The sequence below is a fragment of the Hydrogenophaga sp. T66 genome, assembly GCF_057219855.1.
Window position 1 is genome coordinate 1,836,255 of sequence record NZ_JBXVVX010000001.1, and the last position, 16,660, is coordinate 1,852,914.

Genomic DNA, 16,660 nt, shown 5'->3' on the forward strand with positions numbered 1-16,660 from the left:
GGAAAGCCGGCGGACCCGCGGCGCGCGGGCGACCGCCCGCCGCGGGACGTCCGGCGCTGTGACCGGACCTATCCGATTCATAAAAAACATCGATTTCTAACTATCGATAGTTTTCGACAAAATCGAGGCCTTCTCCCCCTACCCGGAGGCTTCGATGACCGCCCTCACCCACCCGATTCCCGGCATTGCTGACCACGACGCCGGCGCCCACGGCCTGACGCCGGCCGGCGCGCCGACGCGCGCTTTGCTGGCGCTTGGCGCGGGCGCGCTGGTGATGGCGGGGGTGGCGGCGGTGTCGACCTGGTGGGCGCCCACGCGTGGCTGGTGGCTGGCCCAGCCCGGCGGCAGCGCGATGGTCGCTGGGGTGCAGGCCTCGCTGCTGGCGGCGCTGGCCACGGCGGTGGGCGCGCTGCCGGTGGCCGTGGTGCGGCGGCTGAGCAAGCGGCAGGAGTCGGCGTTTCTCGCGTTTTCGGCCGGCGTGATGCTGGCAGCGGCGGTGTTCTCGCTGCTGTTGCCCGCGCTGGAGGCGAGCGTCGCGCTGGTCGGCGCGGGTGGCCGGGCCGCCCTGCTCACCGGGCTGGGGCTCGCGCTGGGCATGGGCCTGATGCTGGCCATCGACCGCGCGCTGCCCCATGAGCACGCGGTGCTGCCACCGGCCGCCAACGGGCACGCGCAGCGCCGCGCCGCGGCCGCGCCGGGTCTCTCGCGCGCCTGGCTGATGGTGCTGGCGCTGATGATCCACAACCTGCCCGAAGGTCTGGCGGTGGGCGCGGCCTACGCCGCGCCGGCGTCGGGTGGCGAGGTCCACGACGGGGCGGCCGTGGCGATGGCGATCGCGCTGCAGAACATGCCCGAAGGCCTGATCGTGGCGATGGCGCTGCGAACGCTGGGGCTGGGCACGGCTTCGGCGTGGGGCGTGGCCGCGCTCACCGGGCTGGCCGAACCGCTGGGTGCGCTGGTGGGGGTGGCGGTGCTGGGCAGCCTGCCGGCCTTCTACCCGCTGGGACTGGCGCTGGCGGCCGGGGCGATGCTGTTCGTCGTGAGCCACGAGATCATCCCCGAGACCCACCGGCACGGGTTCGAGGGCGCGGCCAGCGCGACGCTGATGGGGGGCTTCGTGTTCATGATCTGGCTCAACGCGGCCTTCGCCTGAGCCGCCCCGGGCGGGGCTAAGATGACTCGCATGGGCGTACACATTCGATTCCTCGGCGGCACCGGCACGGTGACCGGCTCCAAGTACCTGGTCGAGCACGACGGCCAGCGCCTGCTGGTCGACTGCGGTCTGTTCCAGGGCTTCAAGCCGCTGCGGCTGCGCAACCGGGACCCGCTGCCGGTGGTCCCGGGGCAGATCGGCGCGGTGGTGTTGACGCACGCGCACATCGATCACAGCGGCTACCTGCCCTTGCTGGTGAAGGAGGGCTTCCGCGGCAAGGTGTGGTGCACCGCCGCCACGCGCGATCTCTGCCAGATTCTGTTGCCCGACAGCGGCCACCTTCAGGAAGAAGACGCCGCCTACGCCAACCGCAAGGGCTTCAGCCGGCACCAGCCAGCCCTGCCCCTCTACACCGAGCAAGACGCGCGCGACAGCCTCAAGCACCTGCGCGCGGCCCACTGGCACGAGGCCTGCGAACCCTTGCCCGGCTGGACGGTGCGCTTCTTCGGCGCCGGCCACATCCTGGGGGCGGCCAGCGTGCTGATTGAGGTGGGCGGCCAGCGCCTGCTGTTCTCGGGCGATCTCGGCCGACCCGACGACGCGCTCATGCGCGCGCCCGAGGACCCGCCGGCAGCCGACGTGGTGGTGTGCGAATCGACCTATGGCGACCGCACCCACCCGGAGGGCGACGTGATGGCCGAGTTGGGGCCGGCGCTGTCGCGGGTGGCCGCCCGCGGTGGCACCGCCGTCGTGCCGGTGTTCGCTGTGGGGCGCGCGCAGGCGGTGCTGCTGGCGATCGCGCAGCTCAAGGCCGCGGGTGCCTTGCCGCACGCCCTGCCCGTCTACCTCGACAGCCCGATGGCGGTGGACACCACCGCCCTGTTCGAACACCACCTCGGCGACCACCGGCTCAGCGCCGCGCAGAACCGGGACATGGCCCGCGCCGCGCGGCTGGTGACCAGCGTGGAGCAGTCCAAAGCCATCGCCCATCAGCACGGCCCCAAAGTCATCCTCGCCGCCAGCGGCATGGCCACCGGCGGTCGCGTGCTGCACCACCTCACGCAGTACCTGAGCGACCACCGCCACATGGTGGTGCTCACCGGCTACCAGGCGCCCGGCACCCGCGGCGCCCGACTCGCCGAGGGCCAGCCCACGCTGCGCATCTTCGGGCAGGACTGGCCGGTGCGCGCCGAGGTGGTCCAGCTCGGCTCGGCCTCCGCCCACGCCGACGCCAACCAGCTGCTGGCCTGGCTGCGCCGCCTCCCCCAGCCGCCGCGCCGGGTGTTCGTCACCCACGGCGAACTGGCCGCCTCCGACACCCTGCGCGCGCGCATCGAGCGCGAACTCGGCTGGCGCGCCATGGTTCCGGAGCACGGCAGCACCTGGCTGGCCTGAGCGCGGTCGGTCCCCGCGCCCCGCGGGCCCGCCCCACAGGCCTGCCACGGCGTGGCCGCCACCGCGCCCTCATCGATTCCGCCGAACTTTCCGCGCCCCGTCGCCTCCTCCTGGTATGTCCCGCACGATCCCTCCCACCACCCCCCGTCGCCTGTGCGCGCTGCTCGCCGGCCTGCTGACCGCGCCCCTCGTGGCCGCCCAGGCCCCCACCGCAGCGTCCGCGCCGCCCACCGGCGCGCCGCTGACCGCCTGCATGGCCGACCTGCGTCCCGCGGCCGCGGCCGCCGGCGTCAACGCCGACACCTGGCGCCGCCACACCGCCGGCCTGCTGTCGGACCCGGTGGTGATCGAGCGGCTCAACTTCCAGCCCGAGTTCCGCATCCCGGTCTGGGACTACCTGGCCGCGCTGGTGGACGACGAGCGCGTGGCCGACGGGCAGGCGCGGCTGGCCGCGCAGGCCGAGGTGCTGCGCGCGGTCGAGCAGCGCCACGGCGTGGACCCGGCCACGGTGGTGGCGGTGTGGGGCGTGGAGAGCAATTTCGGGCAAGGCCTGGGCGGCCTGCCGATCCTGCGCTCGCTGGCCACGCTGTCGTGCGAAGGCCGACGCCAGGCCTACTTCCGCACCGAGTTCTTCGCCGCGCTGCGCATCGTGCAGGCCGGCCACTTCCCGGCCGAACGCTTCAACGGCTCCTGGGCCGGCGCCTTCGGCCACACGCAGTTCATGCCGAGCACCTTCGAGCGGCTGGCGGTGGACTTCGACGGCGACGGCCGCGCCGACCTGTTCGACAGCACGGCCGACGCGCTGGCCTCGACCGCGAACTTCCTGCAGCGCGCCGGCTGGCGCCCTGGCGTGCCGTGGGGCTTCGAGGTGCGCTTGCCGGCCGGCTTTTCCACCGCCGGCGAAGGCCGCCGCACCAAACGCCCGGGCAGCGACTGGCGCGCGCGCGGCCTGCAACGGGTGGATGGCCAGCCGATCCCTGACGAGTTGTCGCTCGGGCTCATGACCCCCGCAGGTCCGCAGGGCCCGGCCTTTCTGGTGAGCCGCAATTTCGACGCGCTCTTCAGCTACAACGCCGCGGAAAGCTACGGTCTGGCGATCGCCCACCTGGCCGACCGGCTGCGCGGCGGTGGCGCCTTCGCCACGCCCTGGCCCACCGACGACCCCGGCCTGTCGCGCGCCGAGCGGCGCGAGCTGCAAACCCTGCTGGCCGCGCGCGGCCACGACATCGGCGCGATCGACGGCCTGCTGGGCGAACGTACGCGCGCGGCGGTGCGCGTGGAGCAGGCCCGGCTCGGCCTGACGACCGACGGACGCGCCGGCCAGCGCCTGCTGCGCGCGCTGCGCGGCGGCTGAAGCCGCGCGACACCGCGCGAGAAAGCGCGAGAAGGCGCGGCGGGGCGCCTCAGCGGCGGATCGCGGTGCCGCTGACGGCGACCATCATCATCCCGTTGGTCTCGCCGAGCACCTCGTAGTCGAAATCGATGCCGATCACGCCATTGGCGCCCAGCTCGCGCGCGGCCTGCAGCATCTCGCCCAGCGCCGCGTCCCGCGCGCCGGCCAGCGCGCGCTCGTAACCGCCAGCGCGGCCGCCCACGATGTCGCGGACCGCGGAGAACAGGTCGCGGAAGATGTTGGCACCGATGATGGCTTCGCCATTGACGATGCCCAGGTACTGCGAGGCGTCGATGCCGGGCGGCGTCGTGGTGCTGAGGAAAAAGTCGGGGTGGGCTTTGGACGACCAGGCCATGCGGGGCTCCTTGCGGCGGGCGGGTTGTCGGCCAATCGGCCGAAAGAAAGAGGACGCCCGGATTCTGCCGCGCGGCGGTGTCACCACAAGGCGTGCAGCACGCCGCCCGCCAGCCGCCACGCGCGCTGCGCCATGGCGCGGGCCTCGGCCTCGTCGTGCGTGACCAGCAACGCAGCCATGCCGGCCTCGCGCACGCGCCGGCCAAACTCCTCGCGCAGATCGGCTCGGCGGTCGGCGTCGAGCGCGGAGAACGGCTCGTCGAGCAGCAGCAGGCGCGGGCGCGTGATCAGCGCGCGGGCCAGCGCCACGCGCTGCTGCTCGCCGCCGGAGAGCGTCCACACCCGGGCGCTGGCCTGACCGGCCAGCCCGAAACGCGCCAGCAGCGCCACGGCCTGCGCGCGGGCCGCAGACCGCGCCATGCCCTGCTCCACCAGCCCGAAGGCCACGTTGTCGCGCACGTCGAGGTGCGGGAACAGCGCGAAGTCCTGAAAGATCAGCGCAAAGCCGCGGCGGTGGGGCGGCACGCCGGTGATGTCCTGCCCGTCCCAGCACACGCGGCCGGCCTGCGGCGCTTCGAGCCCCGCGGCGATCTTGAGCAGCGTGCTCTTGCCGCTGCCGGACGCCCCCAGCAGGGCCACGGTCTCACCGGCCCCCACGCGCAGGCTCACGCCGTCCAGCAGGGGCTGGTCCTGCCAGCGGTGGTGAATGTCATGCAGGTCGAGCATGGGCAGAGGCGATGGAGGCGTGGTGGGAGGCGTGGCGGGTCGCGCGGCGCGGGCCGTCGATGAGCAGGAACGCGGCCAGCGCGAGCAGCATCAGCAGCGCCGCCAGCGCGAAGGCCTCGTCCAGCGACCCGGCGCCCGGCCGGCCCAGGCGCTGGTGGATCAGGGTGGTGAGGGTGACCCATTCCGGCCGGGACAGGAACAGCGACACCGCGAATTCGCCCAGCGCGGTGGCGGCGGCGAAGGCCATGCCGCGCCGCAGGGCCGGCGCCAGCAGCGGCAGCACCACGCGCCGCAGCACGCGCCGCGGCGGCGCGCCCAGCGTGGCGGCGGCCTGTGCCCAGTGCGCCGGCAGCGCGTCGAGGGCAGCGCCCAGCGACTGGGCCACAAACGGGTAGGCCAGCAACGCGTAGGCCGCCACGAGCAGGCTCAGGCTGGCCGTCCAGCCGGGCGCCAGCAGCAGCAGGCCGAACGCGACCGTGACCGGCGACAGCACGAACGGCAGGTAGGCCAGCGCGCGCACGGCGCTGCCGCCGCGGGCCAGGCCGTGGGCCGCCAGCGCGTGCAGCAGGCCCAGGGCGGTGGCCAGCGCCAGCGCCAGCGCGGAGAAGCGCAGCGTGTTGCCCAGCGCCAGCCAGACCTGCGGATCGCCCGCCAGCGAGGCCGCGGCGCCGCCGGCCAGCGCCACCGCCGCACGCCACGCGATCGCCAGCAGCGGCGCGCCGCAGACCAGGGCCAGCACCGCCATCGCCAGCCCCACGCCCAGCCACTGCGCCGCGCCGGCCGGGCGCGCGCGCGGCACCGGCTGCCAGCGCGCCGGCACGCCCAGCCGCCGCTCCAGCAGCGCATGGCCCAGCGCCACGGCCGCGCCGATCGCCAGGCTCCAGGCCGCCAGCGCGCTCGCCGGGCCCAGCGCCAGCTCGTGGGCCACCAGCGTGTAGATCTCCACCTCCACCGTCGCCCACCGCGGCCCACCCAGCACCAGCGCCAGCCCGAAGCCGGCGTAGCAATACAGAAACACCAGACACGCGGCCGACGCCAGCCACGGCGCGATCGCCGGCCACTCCACGCGCCAGAACGCCCGCCACGGCGAGGCACCCAGCGTGCGCGCGGCCGCCACGCGGTGGCCGTCGACCCGCTCCAGCGCCTCCACGCCCGCGCGCACCACCAGACACAGGTTGAAAAACAGGTTGCCGTAGAGCAGCAGCCACGGCGTCTCATCCAGCGGCAGGCCGGCCTCGGCCAACCAGGCGCCGGGCCAGCCGCGCGGCCCCCACAGCGCCAGCACGCCGATCGCCGCCACCAGCGTGGGCACCACAAACGGGAGCATCAGCAGCCGCAGGGCCAGCGCGCGCCCGGGGAATGCGCGCCGCGCCAGCACCCAGGCCACCGGCACACCCAGTGCCAGCGCCAGCACCACGGTCACCGCCGCCTGCGCCAGCGACCACAGCAGCCGCCCGCGCCAGAAGGGGTCGGCCCACACCCCCAGCCACGCCGCGTCGCCCGCCGACGCGCCCTCGGCCAGCAAGCGCCAGGCCGGCGCGACGGCCACCGCCGCCAGAAACAGCAGCGGTACGGCCAGCCAGACGCGGGGGATCAGGCCAGCGGCAGACATCGGTGGACGGCGGCGGGGCCGGTGCGAGGACGCGCCTCAGCGCAGCACGACGCGCGTCCAGCGCGTGAGCCAGTCGCGCGCGCGCGCCGCGGCCAGCGCGGGCGGCGGGTTGTCGAAGCGGCGCGGTTCGGGCGCGTGGCGCTGCATCACCGGCACACGGGCCACACCCGGCTCCACCGGGTACATCCACATCGTGGTCTGCAGCGCCTCCTGCACCGCCGAGCTGCGGAGAAATTCGATGAAACGCCCGGCCGCCGGCCGCGCCGCCGCCGGCGCGCCCTTGACCAGCGCGACGCCCTCCACCTGCCGGAACACGCCCCCGGGCAGGAACAGGCTGGCGGTGGGAGAGTCGGCCGGCGCCTCCTTGGCGTAGAACACCTCGGCGGCCGGGCTGCTGGCGTAGCTCACCACGAGCGGGCGCGTGCCGCCGTTGCGGGTGAACTCGGTGTAGTAGGCCTCGCTCCAGCCCTTCACCACCTTCAGGCCGTTGGCGCGCAGGCGTCCCCACCAGTCGAACGCGGCGTCCTCGCCGAAGTGGGCGATGGTGGCCTGCAGGAAGGCCTGGCCCGGGCTGGAGGTGGCGGGGTTGGGCGCCACCAGGCGGGCGCGCCAGCTCGGCTGGGTGAGTTCCTCCAGCGAGGCGGGCGGGGCCAGCCGCTCGCGGGCGAACCAGGCGCGGTCGAGGTTGAGCGCCACATAGCCCAGCGTCACCGGCACCACGCCCTCCCCCAGCGGCGCGAGCGCCGCCCGCTGGGCCGCGGGCCCGTCGTAGGCATCGATCACGCCGGCCCCGGCCACGCGCGGCAGCAAGGCGTTGTCGATGCCGAACACCACGTCGGCGATCGGCCGCTCGCGGCTGAGGATCAGCTTGTTCGCCACCTCGCCGGCGTCGCCCCCCTTGATGACCTGCAGCGTCACGCCGGCCTCGGCCTCAAAGCGCTGCAGCAGCGGCGGGGGCAGCTCGAAGGAGTCGTGCACCAGCGCCCGCAGGGTCGGTCGCGCCTGGGCGCGGGCGGCACCGGGGGCGGCGAAGGGAGCGGTCACGGCCGACAAGGCGGCGGCGGCCAGCAGGGGGCGTCGTTGCATGGCGGGTGGAGCGAACGGAGCGGCGGTGGCAGGACGGCGCTGGCCGAGGCAGTGGGAGCACCGCGCCGGCGCGCAGGGGCATGGGCGGGCGTATTCAACCACAGCGCGGCGCGGCCGTAAGCTCGCGGGGATGTGGTCCCTGATCCGCACCTTCAGCGCGCGCGAATGGCGCCAGCACCCGTGGCGCACCGGCGCGGCGGTGCTGGCGGTCACGCTGGGCGTGGCGCTCGGGCTGGCCGTGCACCTGATCAACGCCTCGGCGCTGGCCGAGTTCGGCAGCGCGGTGAGCGCGGTCAACGGGCAGCCCGACGCCGAGCTGCGCGGGCGCCGCGGCGCGCTGGACGACGCCTGGCTGGCGCGCGTGGCGGCGCTGCCGGTGGTGCGCAGTGCCAGCCCGGTGCTCGAAGTGGCGGCGCAGGCCGAGGGGCCGGGCGGGCAGCGGGTGGCGGTGCGGCTGGTGGGCGTGGATGCGCTGACCGTGGGCGCGCTGGCACCGGCGCTGCAGCCGCGGCTGGCGGACGGCGCAGGCCGGCTCGACCTGTTCGCGCCCGACACGGTGTTTGCGAACCCGGCAGCGCTGCAGGCGCTGGGCGAGGCCGGCGACTGGCGGGTGCAGGCGGGGCTGCGCTGGGTGCCGGTGCGCCGGGCCGGGCACGTGGCCGCGCCGGGCGGGCCGCTGCTGGTGATGGACGTGGCGGCGCTGCAGGCGCTGGCCGGTCGTGCGGGTGAGCTCAGCCGCATCGACCTGCGGCTGGCGCCCGGGGCCGACCCGGCGGGCCTGCGCGCGGCGCTGGGCGACCCGGCGGCGCTGGACCTGCAGCGGCCGGCGCAGGCGACCGAGCGGGTGAGCAACCTGTCGCGCGCCTACCGGGTGAATCTGACGGTGCTGGCGCTGGTGGCGCTGTTCACCGGGGCGTTCCTGGTGTTTTCGGTGCTGTCGCTGTCGGTGGCGCGGCGCACGCCGCAGCTGGCGCTGCTGGGCGTGTTGGGGCTGGGCGCGCCCGAGCGGCAGCGGCTGGTGCTGCTGGAGTCGGCGCTGCTGGGCGCGCTGGGCGCGGGCCTGGGTGTGGCGCTGGGCAGCGGGCTGGCGGCGCTGGCGCTGCGGCTGCTCGGCGGCGATCTGGGCGGCGGTTATTTCGCCGGGGTGTCGCCGCCGCTGCGCTGGTCGTGGGGCGCGGCGCTGGTGTACGGCGGGCTGGGTGTGGTGGCGGCCGTGGTGGGCGGCTGGTGGCCGGCGCGCGCCGCGGCCGGGCTGGCGCCGGCGCAGGCGCTCAAGGGGCTGGGCCTGTTGCAGCACCGCGCGGGCGGCCGGCCGTGGCGGGCGCTGGCGCTGCTCGCGGCGGGTGCGCTGCTGGCGCTGCTGCCGCCGGTGGGCGGCGTGCCGCTGGCGGCCTATGTCTCGGTGGCGCTGCTGCTGTTGGGCGGGATCGCGGCGCTGCCGGCGCTGGCCGGGCTGGCGCTGGACCGGCTGGCGCCGCGGCTGGGGCCGTGGGCGGTGCCGCTGCTGGCGGTGGAGCGCTCGCGGCGGGTGCGCGAAACGGCGGCCGTGGCCACCAGCGGCGTGGTGGCGAGCCTGGCGCTGTCGGTGGCGCTGACGGTGATGGTGGCGAGCTTCCGCGACTCGGTGACGCAATGGCTCGACGCGGTGCTGCCGGCACCGCTGTATGTGCGCGCGAGCACCGCGGGCACCGACGGGCAGACGCTGCCGCCCTCGGTGGTGGCGGCGGTCGCGGCGCTGCCGGGCGTGGCGCGGGTGGACGCGGTGCGGGTGGTGCCGCTGCTGGCCGATCCGGGCCGCCCGCCGGTGGCGCTGGTGGCGCGGCCGCTGGACGGCGGTGCGTCGGGGGTGGCGCTGCCGCTGGTGGGTCGGCCGGTGGCCGTGCCGCCCGGCGCGGTGGCGGTGTATGTGAGCGAAGCCATGGTGGACCTCTACGGCGCGCGGCCGGGGCAGCCGCTGCCGCTGGTGGCGCAGGCCTTCGACACGCCCGCCGCGCGCGGTGCGACGGTGGTGGTGGCGGGTGTGTGGCGCGACTACGCGCGCCAGCACGGCAGCGTGGCCATCGACGCGGCGGACTACCGCCGCCTGAGCGGTGACACCCGCGTCAACGACCTGGCGCTGCACCTCGCGGACGGCGCCGACGAAGACGCCGTGCGCGCCGCGCTGCGCGCGCTGGCGGCGCAGCAGGGCGCGCAGGACCTGCTGGAGATCGCGTCCTCGGCGCAGATCCGGGCCATCTCGCTGCGCATCTTCGACCGCAGCTTCGCGGTCACGGTGTGGCTGCAGGCGGTGGCGATCGCCATCGGGCTGTTCGGCGTGGCGGCGAGCTTCAGCGCGCAGGTGCTGGCGCGCCAGCGCGAGTTTGGGCTGCTGGCCCACCTCGGGCTCACGCGGCGGCAGATTCTGGGCGTGGTGGCGCTCGAAGGCCTGGCCTGGACGGCGCTGGGCGCGCTGGCCGGCGTGGCGCTCGGGCTGGCGGTGGCGGTGGTGCTGGTGCACGTGGTCAACCCGCAGAGTTTTCACTGGACGATGGACCTGGTGTTGCCCACCGCCCGGCTGGCCGCGCTGGCGCTGGCCGTGGTGGTGGCCGGCACCCTGACCGCCTGGCTCGCGGGCCGCGCCGCCGCCGGCCGCGACGCGGTGCAGGCGGTGCGACAGGACTGGTGACCCCCCAACCGCTGGAGCCGCCGATGAACCGCCTCCCGCCCCACGCCCGGACCGCCCCCCCTGCCCCGCTCATCGGCCGTCGCCCGCTGCTGCTCGCCGCCGCCGGCGCGTGGGGTGCCGCCGGCCTGGGGATGCCCGCCGCGCGCGCGGCCGACGAGGCCGTGGGCGCGCCGCTGCGGCCGCGACCGCTCGTGTTTCCGCGCGACCACGGCACCCACAACCACGCGCGCACCGAATGGTGGTACCTCACCGGGCAGGCGCAGGACGAGCGCGGCGCGCTGCTGGGCTTTCAGGTCACGTTCTTCCGCAGCCGCGTCGACCCGGCGCAGCGCCTGCCCGGCCGGCTCGCCGCGCGCCACCTGCTGTTCGCCCACGCCGCCATCACCGACGTCGCCGGCGCCGCACTGCACCACGACGAGCGCCTGGCGCGCTGGAACGGCGAGCCGCCGCCCGTGGCCGGTCAGGGCGTGTACGCCGCCGAAGCCGACACCGACGTCACCCTGCGCGACTGGCACATCCGCCGCGGCCCGGACGGCCTCTACGACACCCGCATCGAGGGCGACAGCCTGGGCATCGCGCTGCGCGCCGCGCCCGTGCAGACCTGGCTGCTGCAGGGCGAGCGCGGCTTCTCACGCAAAGGCCCCGATCCCGCGCAGGCCAGCTTCTACGTCACCCACCCGCAGCTCGCCGTCGACGGCACGCTGCGCCTGCGCGAGCGGCGCTGGCGGGTGCGCGGCACCGCCTGGCTCGACCACGAGTGGAGCGAGGCGATCCTGCACCCCGAGGCGGTCGGCTGGGACTGGGTCGGCATGAACCTCGACGACGGCGGCGCGCTCACCGCCTTCCGCCTGCGGCGCGCCGACGGCAGCGCCCTGTGGGCCGGCGGCTCCTTCCGCCCGGCCAGCGCGGGTGGCGACCCGCTGGGCGCGCGCGCCTTCGGGCCGCACGAGGTCCGCTTCACGCCGGAGCGCGTCTGGGTCAGCCCCAAAACCGGCGCGCGCTATCCGGTGGTCTGGCGGCTGCAGACGCCCGCGGGCGAGCACCGCGTGCAGGCGTTGGTGGACGCGCAGGAACTCGACAGCCGCGCCAGCACCGGCACGGTGTACTGGGAAGGCCTGTCGGACCTCCACGACGCTGCCGGCCGCCGCGTCGGGCGCGGCTACCTGGAGATGACCGGCTACGCCGCGCGGCTGGTGCTCTGACGACGCCGGCGCCTCAGGAGGCAGCGCCGACCGCGTCCTTCACGCACTTCTTGGTGAAACTCGTCTTGGCCGCGCCGGCGAGCTTTTTCTCCGCAGCCTGCGCATCGCAGCTGGCGCCAGCGTCCTTCTCGCACTTCTTCAGGAACGAGGTCTTGGCCGCGCCGGACAGCTTTTTCTCGGCCGCGGCGGCGGTGCAGGTCGGGCCGGCGGCGTGCGCGGACCAGGAAGCGGCGGCGAGCAGCAGGCCGGTCAGGGCGGCGGCGGACGTCAGGCGGGTGCGGAACATGGGCTTCTCCTCCGGGTTGCGTGCTTGTGAATTGCACATGATTAAAACGGATGAATTTCAACAGTCACCATTTCAATCGTGTACTGCTAAATCGGCAAGTCGGTGAAAACGCGCGGCCGGCGACAATGGGTCCATGCCACCCCCGGACACCGCCCGCCCCGCCGCCACCCACCCACGCTCGCTCTCCCGCCTGCTGCCGTTCCTGCGGCCCTACCGGGCCCAGATCGCGCTGGCGCTGCTGTTTCTCACGCTCGCCGCCGCGGCCACGCTGCTGTTTCCGGTGGCGTTGCGCGGCCTGATCGACGGCGGCCTCACCGGCCCCGACCGGGCCCAGACCGCGCTGGCCCTGCGCGGGCACTTTCTGCAGCTGTTCGGGGTGGCGGTGGCGCTCGGGGTGTTCTCGGCGGCGCGCTTCTACCTCGTGAGCTGGCTGGGCGAGCGCATCACGGCCGACCTGCGCAACGCGGTGTACGGTCACGTGCTGCGCCAGAGCCCCGCGTTTTTTGAAACCACCCAGACCGGCGAGGTGCTGTCGCGCCTGACGACCGACACCACGCTGGTGCAGACCGTGGTGGGCTCGTCGCTGTCGCTGGGGCTGCGCAACGCGGTCATGGGCCTGGGCGCGCTGGTGATGCTGGTGTGGACCAACCCCACGGTGATGCTGCAGGTGGCGCTGATCCTGCTGCTGGTGGTGGTGCCGAGCATGTGGTTCGGGCGGCGGGTGCGGCGCCTGTCGCGCGCCAGCCAGGACCGCGTGGCCGACGCCAGCGCGATCGCCGCCGAGGTGCTCAACGCGATCCCGGTGGTGCAGAGCTACACCGCCGAGGCACGGGAGGGCGAGCGCTTCGACCGCGCCACCGACCAGGCCTTCCGCACCGCCGTGCGGCGCACGCGGGCGCGCGCCGCGCTGGTGGCCTTCGTCATCATCGCTACCGCGGCGCTGCTGCTCTGGGGCCTCTATCAGGGCACCCAGGCCGTGCTGGCGGGCACCATCAGCGCCGGCCACCTGGGCCAGACGGTGGTCTACATCATCATCCTGGCCGGCGCGGTGGCGGTGCTGGGCGAGGTGTACGGCGACCTGCTGCGGGCCGCCGGCGCGAGCGAGCGCCTCGTCGAGCTGCTGGCCACGACCTCGCCGGTCCAGTCGCCGGCCGTCCCGCGGTCAGCGCCCTGGCCGCGCGGCGGCAGCACGGTCGCTTTGCGCGGCGTGACCTTCCGCTACCCGTCGCGCCCCGCGCAGGCCGCGCTGAGCGACCTCAGCGTCGAACTCCGACCGGGCGAGACGGTGGCGCTCGTGGGGCCGAGTGGCGCGGGCAAGAGCACCGTGCTGTCACTGCTGCTGCGTTTCCACGACCCGGACGCCGGCGAGATCGTGCTCGACGGCGTGCCGCTGGCCGCGATGGCGCTGGACGACCTGCGCTCGCGCATCGGCGTGGTGCCGCAGGACCCGGTCATCTTCTCCGGCAGCGCGCTGGACAACATCCGCTACGGCCGTCCGGACGCCAGCGACGACGACGTGCGCGCCGCCGCGCGGGCGGCCTTCGCCGACGAGTTCATCCAGGCGCTGCCACAGGGCTACGACACCTTCCTGGGTGAGCGCGGCGTGCGCCTGTCGGGCGGCCAGCGCCAGCGCATCGCCATCGCCCGGGCGATGCTCAAAAACCCGCCGCTGCTGCTGCTCGACGAGGCCACCAGCGCCCTGGACGCGCAGAGCGAGCGCATGGTGCAGGCCGCGCTGGACGCGGCCATGCGCGACCGCACCACGCTGGTCATCGCCCACCGCCTGGCCACGGTGCAGCGCGCCGACCGCATCCTGGTGCTGGACCACGGGCGCCTGGTCGAGCAGGGCACCCACGCCGAGCTGGTGGCGCGCGGTGGGGTGTACGCGGGCCTGGCGGCGCTGCAGTTCGGGGCGTGAGCGGCCCAGGAGGTTATGCGTTTCGCGCATGGCCTGATTGGCAAGCGGCCTTGGACAGCGGCGAGGCCCACGCCTACAGTGCGCCGCAGTCGCCAACCCGGCGTCGCACCCCCTGCGGAGCACCACCATGCACCCCTCCACGGCACCCGCGGCCTTCACCCAGGCCCTGCCCTCCTACCTCGACCCCCAGCACCTTGGCCCGTGGGGCACCTACCTGCAACAGGTCGACCGCGTCGCCCCGCACCTCGGCCCGCTGGCGCGCTGGATCGACACCCTCAAACGCCCGAAGCGCACGCTCATCGTGGATGTGCCGATCCACCTGGACAACGGCACCGTGGCCCACTTCGAGGGCTACCGCGTGCAGCACAACACCAGCCGCGGCCCGGGCAAGGGCGGCGTGCGCTTCCACCAGGACGTGACGTTGTCGGAGGTGATGGCCCTGTCCGCGTGGATGTCGATCAAGAACGCGGCGGTCAACGTGCCTTATGGCGGCGCCAAGGGCGGCATCCGCGTCGATCCGCGCCAGCTGTCGCGCGGTGAGCTCGAGCGCGTGACCCGCCGCTACACCAGCGAGATCGGGATCATCATCGGCCCGAGCAAGGACATCCCCGCGCCCGACGTCAACACCAACGAGCAGGTGATGGCCTGGATGATGGACACCTACTCGATGAACGAGGGTGCCACCGCCACCGGCGTGGTCACCGGCAAACCGGTCGACCTCGGCGGCTCGCTCGGCCGCCGCGAAGCGACCGGGCGCGGCGTGTTCACCGTGGGCAGCGAAGCGGCGCGCCGCATCGGGCTGGAGCTGCGGGGCGCGCGGGTGGCGGTGCAAGGCTTCGGCAACGTCGGCGGCGTCGCGGGCAAGCTGTTTGCCGAGGCCGGCGCGCGCGTGGTGGCCGTGCAGGACCACGGCGGCACGATCTACCGCGAGGCCGGGCTGGACGTGCCCGCGCTGCTGGCCCACGTGGCAGCCCACGGGTCGGTGGCGGGCTTCGCGCACGCCGAAGTCATGGCGCCCGACACCTTCTGGGATGTGCCCTGCGACATCCTCATCCCCGCCGCGCTCGAGGGCCAGATCACGGAAGCCAACGCCGGGCGCATCACCGCGCGGCTGGTGATCGAGGGCGCCAACGGCCCGACCACCCCCCAGGCCGACGACATCCTGCAAGAACGCGGCGTGCTGGTGCTGCCCGACGTGATCGCCAACGCCGGCGGCGTGACGGTGAGCTACTTCGAGTGGGTGCAGGACTTCTCCAGCTTCTTCTGGAGCGAAGAGGAGATCAACGCCCGGCTGGTGAAGATCATGACCGAGGCCTTCGCCGCCGTGTGGCAGGTCGCGCAAGACAAGAACGTCAGCCTGCGTACCGCCACCTTCATCGTCGCCTGCCGCCGCATCCTCCACGCGCGCGACCTGCGCGGGCTGTATCCCTGACACCCCCCTGCGCCGCCCCCTACTGCATGTCCTTGAGGGCGGGGAGCATGGGCAGCGGCAGCACCTCGACACCTTCTTCGAGCAAGGCCACGGCCTCCTCGGCGGTGGTGCGGCCGCGGATGTTGCGGTGTTCGATATCGCCGTGGTGCATGGCACGGGCTTGCTCGGCGAAACGTTCGCCGACGTCTTCGGTCTGGGCGACGATCTCCCGCATGGCGCGCAGCATGCGCGCCTGCAGTTCGGCCAGTTCGGCGTGGGCGGGATGGTTGCTTACCGCCACCTCGCGCGCGTCGCCCACCGCGGGGGCCGGGCTGTCACCACGCGCGGTGCGCAGGTTCAGGCGAGGCGCCGAGAGCATCTTGCGCACGCCGGCGTCGCCACAGAGCGGGCAGGTAACCAGGCCACGCGACTGCTGGTCGTTGAAATCGTCCTCGGAAGCGAACCAGCCTTCGAACACGTGCTGGTGCGCGCATTGCAGGTTGAGCACCTTCATGGCGCCGGATTATCCCGCCAGTCGAGAACCCACGTGCCGGCGAGAACGTTCTGCAGCCACAGCGCGCCCACCAGCGTCTTGCAATCGATCACCCGGCCATCGCGGCACATCGCCATGAGCTCGTCGGGCGATGCGCTGAACACGTCCAGGAACTCACCGGCGTCGAGCGCGCGTTCGCCCGCGCTCAGACCGCGGGCGAACCAGATGTCGATCACCTCGTCGGAGTACGCAATGGTCGGTGCCAGGCGGCCGGCGAAGGCCCAGGCAGTCGCGCGGTAACCCGTCTCTTCGCGCAATTCCCGCACCGCACAGGCCAGGCTGCCCTCGCCCGGGTCGAGCTTGCCGGCCGGAAACTCGACCATCACGGCCTGCATCGGGTGGCGGTACTGCCGCTCGAGCACGACGCGGCCGTCGTCCAGCAGCCCGATCACCATCACCGCGCCGGGGTGCAAGACGAACTCACGCGTGGCATCCTGGCCGTCCGGCAGGCGCACGGTATCTCGCACCACGTGCAGGAAGTGACCGCGGAGCAGCTCCTCGCGCGACAGCCGTGTCTCACGCAGGTGATCGGCGTCGGGGTTCATCGTGGCAGGTCAAGCGCCGCGGCGCTTGAACAGGTAGCGGTACACGAAGCCCGGGAACGCCAGCGTGAGGAAGAGCGAGGCGGTGGTGACGTAGAACTCCCAGCCTTGCGGGTGGATTTGCCCGGCGTGTTTTTCCAGCGCGAAGCCCAGCCCGCCCACCACGGCGTACCAGAACACCAGTTCGGCGAGACGGCCCCACAGCGGCTTGGCGCTGCCGCGGGGAATCACCGCCAGCCAGCGGTCGTTGAGAAACGGCAGGTTGGCCGCCAGCAAGGCGGCCAGCAGCACCAACGCGATCGAGGAAGAGGTGTCCATGGTGCTGCTCTGAGCGCGGCAGAGACCGGCGGTTCCCGCGCGGCGG

At 74.2% G+C, this 16,660-nt stretch carries 15 protein-coding genes; 7 read left to right on the top strand and 8 right to left on the bottom strand.

The window, feature by feature from the left end; translation table 11 throughout:
• The first annotated feature begins 154 nt into the window (after positions 1 to 154).
• The 3 genes from AC2D80_RS08445 to AC2D80_RS08455 all read left to right on the top strand — a co-directional run bounded on the left by AC2D80_RS08445 (position 155) and on the right by AC2D80_RS08455 (position 3,902).
• Complete coding sequence (locus AC2D80_RS08445; protein ID WP_484632522.1) at positions 155 to 1,153, top strand: ZIP family metal transporter; 999 nt, start codon at positions 155 to 157, stop codon at positions 1,151 to 1,153.
• A 30-nt stretch (positions 1,154 to 1,183) separates the two neighbouring features.
• Positions 1,184 to 2,548, top strand: a complete 1,365-nt coding sequence (locus AC2D80_RS08450; protein ID WP_484632523.1) for an MBL fold metallo-hydrolase RNA specificity domain-containing protein — start codon at positions 1,184 to 1,186, stop codon at positions 2,546 to 2,548.
• A 115-nt stretch (positions 2,549 to 2,663) separates the two neighbouring features.
• Positions 2,664 to 3,902, top strand: coding sequence for a lytic murein transglycosylase (locus AC2D80_RS08455; protein ID WP_484632524.1), 1,239 nt, complete (start codon positions 2,664 to 2,666; stop codon positions 3,900 to 3,902).
• A 49-nt stretch (positions 3,903 to 3,951) separates the two neighbouring features.
• Here AC2D80_RS08455 and AC2D80_RS08460 read toward each other — a convergent pair whose 3' ends face one another.
• The 4 genes from AC2D80_RS08460 to AC2D80_RS08475 all read right to left on the bottom strand — a co-directional run bounded on the left by AC2D80_RS08460 (position 3,952) and on the right by AC2D80_RS08475 (position 7,719).
• Complete coding sequence (locus tag AC2D80_RS08460) at positions 3,952 to 4,296, bottom strand: heavy metal-binding domain-containing protein (RefSeq protein ID WP_484632525.1); 345 nt, start codon at positions 4,294 to 4,296, stop codon at positions 3,952 to 3,954.
• A gap of 80 nt (positions 4,297 to 4,376) precedes the next feature.
• The gene (locus AC2D80_RS08465; protein ID WP_484632526.1) at positions 4,377 to 5,021 is read right to left on the bottom strand and encodes an ABC transporter ATP-binding protein; all 645 of its coding nucleotides are present in this window, start codon (positions 5,019 to 5,021) and stop codon (positions 4,377 to 4,379) included.
• A complete protein-coding gene (locus tag AC2D80_RS08470; protein ID WP_484632527.1) occupies positions 5,005 to 6,633 on the bottom strand; it encodes an ABC transporter permease in 1,629 nt (542 codons plus the stop codon). The genes AC2D80_RS08465 and AC2D80_RS08470 overlap by 17 nt, the downstream gene beginning before the upstream one ends.
• Before the next feature lie 36 nt (positions 6,634 to 6,669).
• Positions 6,670 to 7,719 (bottom strand): thiamine ABC transporter substrate-binding protein, encoded by a 1,050-nt coding sequence (locus tag AC2D80_RS08475; RefSeq protein WP_484632528.1) that lies wholly within the window; start codon positions 7,717 to 7,719, stop codon positions 6,670 to 6,672.
• Positions 7,720 to 7,849: 130 nt separating this feature from the next.
• Between AC2D80_RS08475 and AC2D80_RS08480 the strand changes: the two genes are divergently transcribed.
• Positions 7,850 to 10,384 carry an ABC transporter permease gene (locus AC2D80_RS08480; RefSeq protein WP_484632529.1) on the top strand — a complete coding sequence of 845 codons (2,535 nt, stop codon included), beginning with the start codon at positions 7,850 to 7,852 and terminating at the stop codon, positions 10,382 to 10,384.
• Positions 10,385 to 10,407: 23 nt separating this feature from the next.
• Positions 10,408 to 11,586, top strand: a complete 1,179-nt coding sequence (locus AC2D80_RS08485) for a lipocalin-like domain-containing protein (RefSeq protein ID WP_484632530.1) — start codon at positions 10,408 to 10,410, stop codon at positions 11,584 to 11,586.
• Between the two features lie 13 nt (positions 11,587 to 11,599).
• On the opposite strand, the gene AC2D80_RS08490 is transcribed toward AC2D80_RS08485, so the two are convergent.
• Positions 11,600 to 11,872, bottom strand: a complete 273-nt coding sequence (locus AC2D80_RS08490; RefSeq protein ID WP_484632531.1) for a hypothetical protein — start codon at positions 11,870 to 11,872, stop codon at positions 11,600 to 11,602.
• Positions 11,873 to 12,005: 133 nt separating this feature from the next.
• On the opposite strand from AC2D80_RS08490, the gene AC2D80_RS08495 reads away from it, so the two are divergent.
• Both AC2D80_RS08495 and AC2D80_RS08500 read left to right on the top strand, forming a co-directional pair.
• Complete coding sequence (locus tag AC2D80_RS08495) at positions 12,006 to 13,790, top strand: ABC transporter transmembrane domain-containing protein (protein ID WP_484632532.1); 1,785 nt, start codon at positions 12,006 to 12,008, stop codon at positions 13,788 to 13,790.
• A 127-nt stretch (positions 13,791 to 13,917) separates the two neighbouring features.
• Positions 13,918 to 15,222 carry a Glu/Leu/Phe/Val family dehydrogenase gene (locus tag AC2D80_RS08500; RefSeq protein ID WP_484632533.1) on the top strand — a complete coding sequence of 435 codons (1,305 nt, stop codon included), beginning with the start codon at positions 13,918 to 13,920 and terminating at the stop codon, positions 15,220 to 15,222.
• A gap of 19 nt (positions 15,223 to 15,241) precedes the next feature.
• On the opposite strand, the gene AC2D80_RS08505 is transcribed toward AC2D80_RS08500, so the two are convergent.
• The 3 genes from AC2D80_RS08505 to AC2D80_RS08515 are packed head-to-tail and all read right to left on the bottom strand — an operon-like array spanning position 15,242 to position 16,614.
• Positions 15,242 to 15,715: a DUF1178 family protein gene (locus AC2D80_RS08505; RefSeq protein ID WP_484632534.1), complete on the bottom strand. Its 474-nt coding sequence runs from the start codon at positions 15,713 to 15,715 to the stop codon at positions 15,242 to 15,244.
• A complete protein-coding gene (locus AC2D80_RS08510; protein ID WP_484632535.1) occupies positions 15,712 to 16,299 on the bottom strand; it encodes an NUDIX domain-containing protein in 588 nt (195 codons plus the stop codon). The genes AC2D80_RS08505 and AC2D80_RS08510 overlap by 4 nt, the downstream gene beginning before the upstream one ends.
• 9 nt (positions 16,300 to 16,308) lie before the next feature.
• Complete coding sequence (locus tag AC2D80_RS08515; protein ID WP_484632536.1) at positions 16,309 to 16,614, bottom strand: DUF2818 family protein; 306 nt, start codon at positions 16,612 to 16,614, stop codon at positions 16,309 to 16,311.
• Between the last annotated feature and the right edge of the window lie 46 nt (positions 16,615 to 16,660).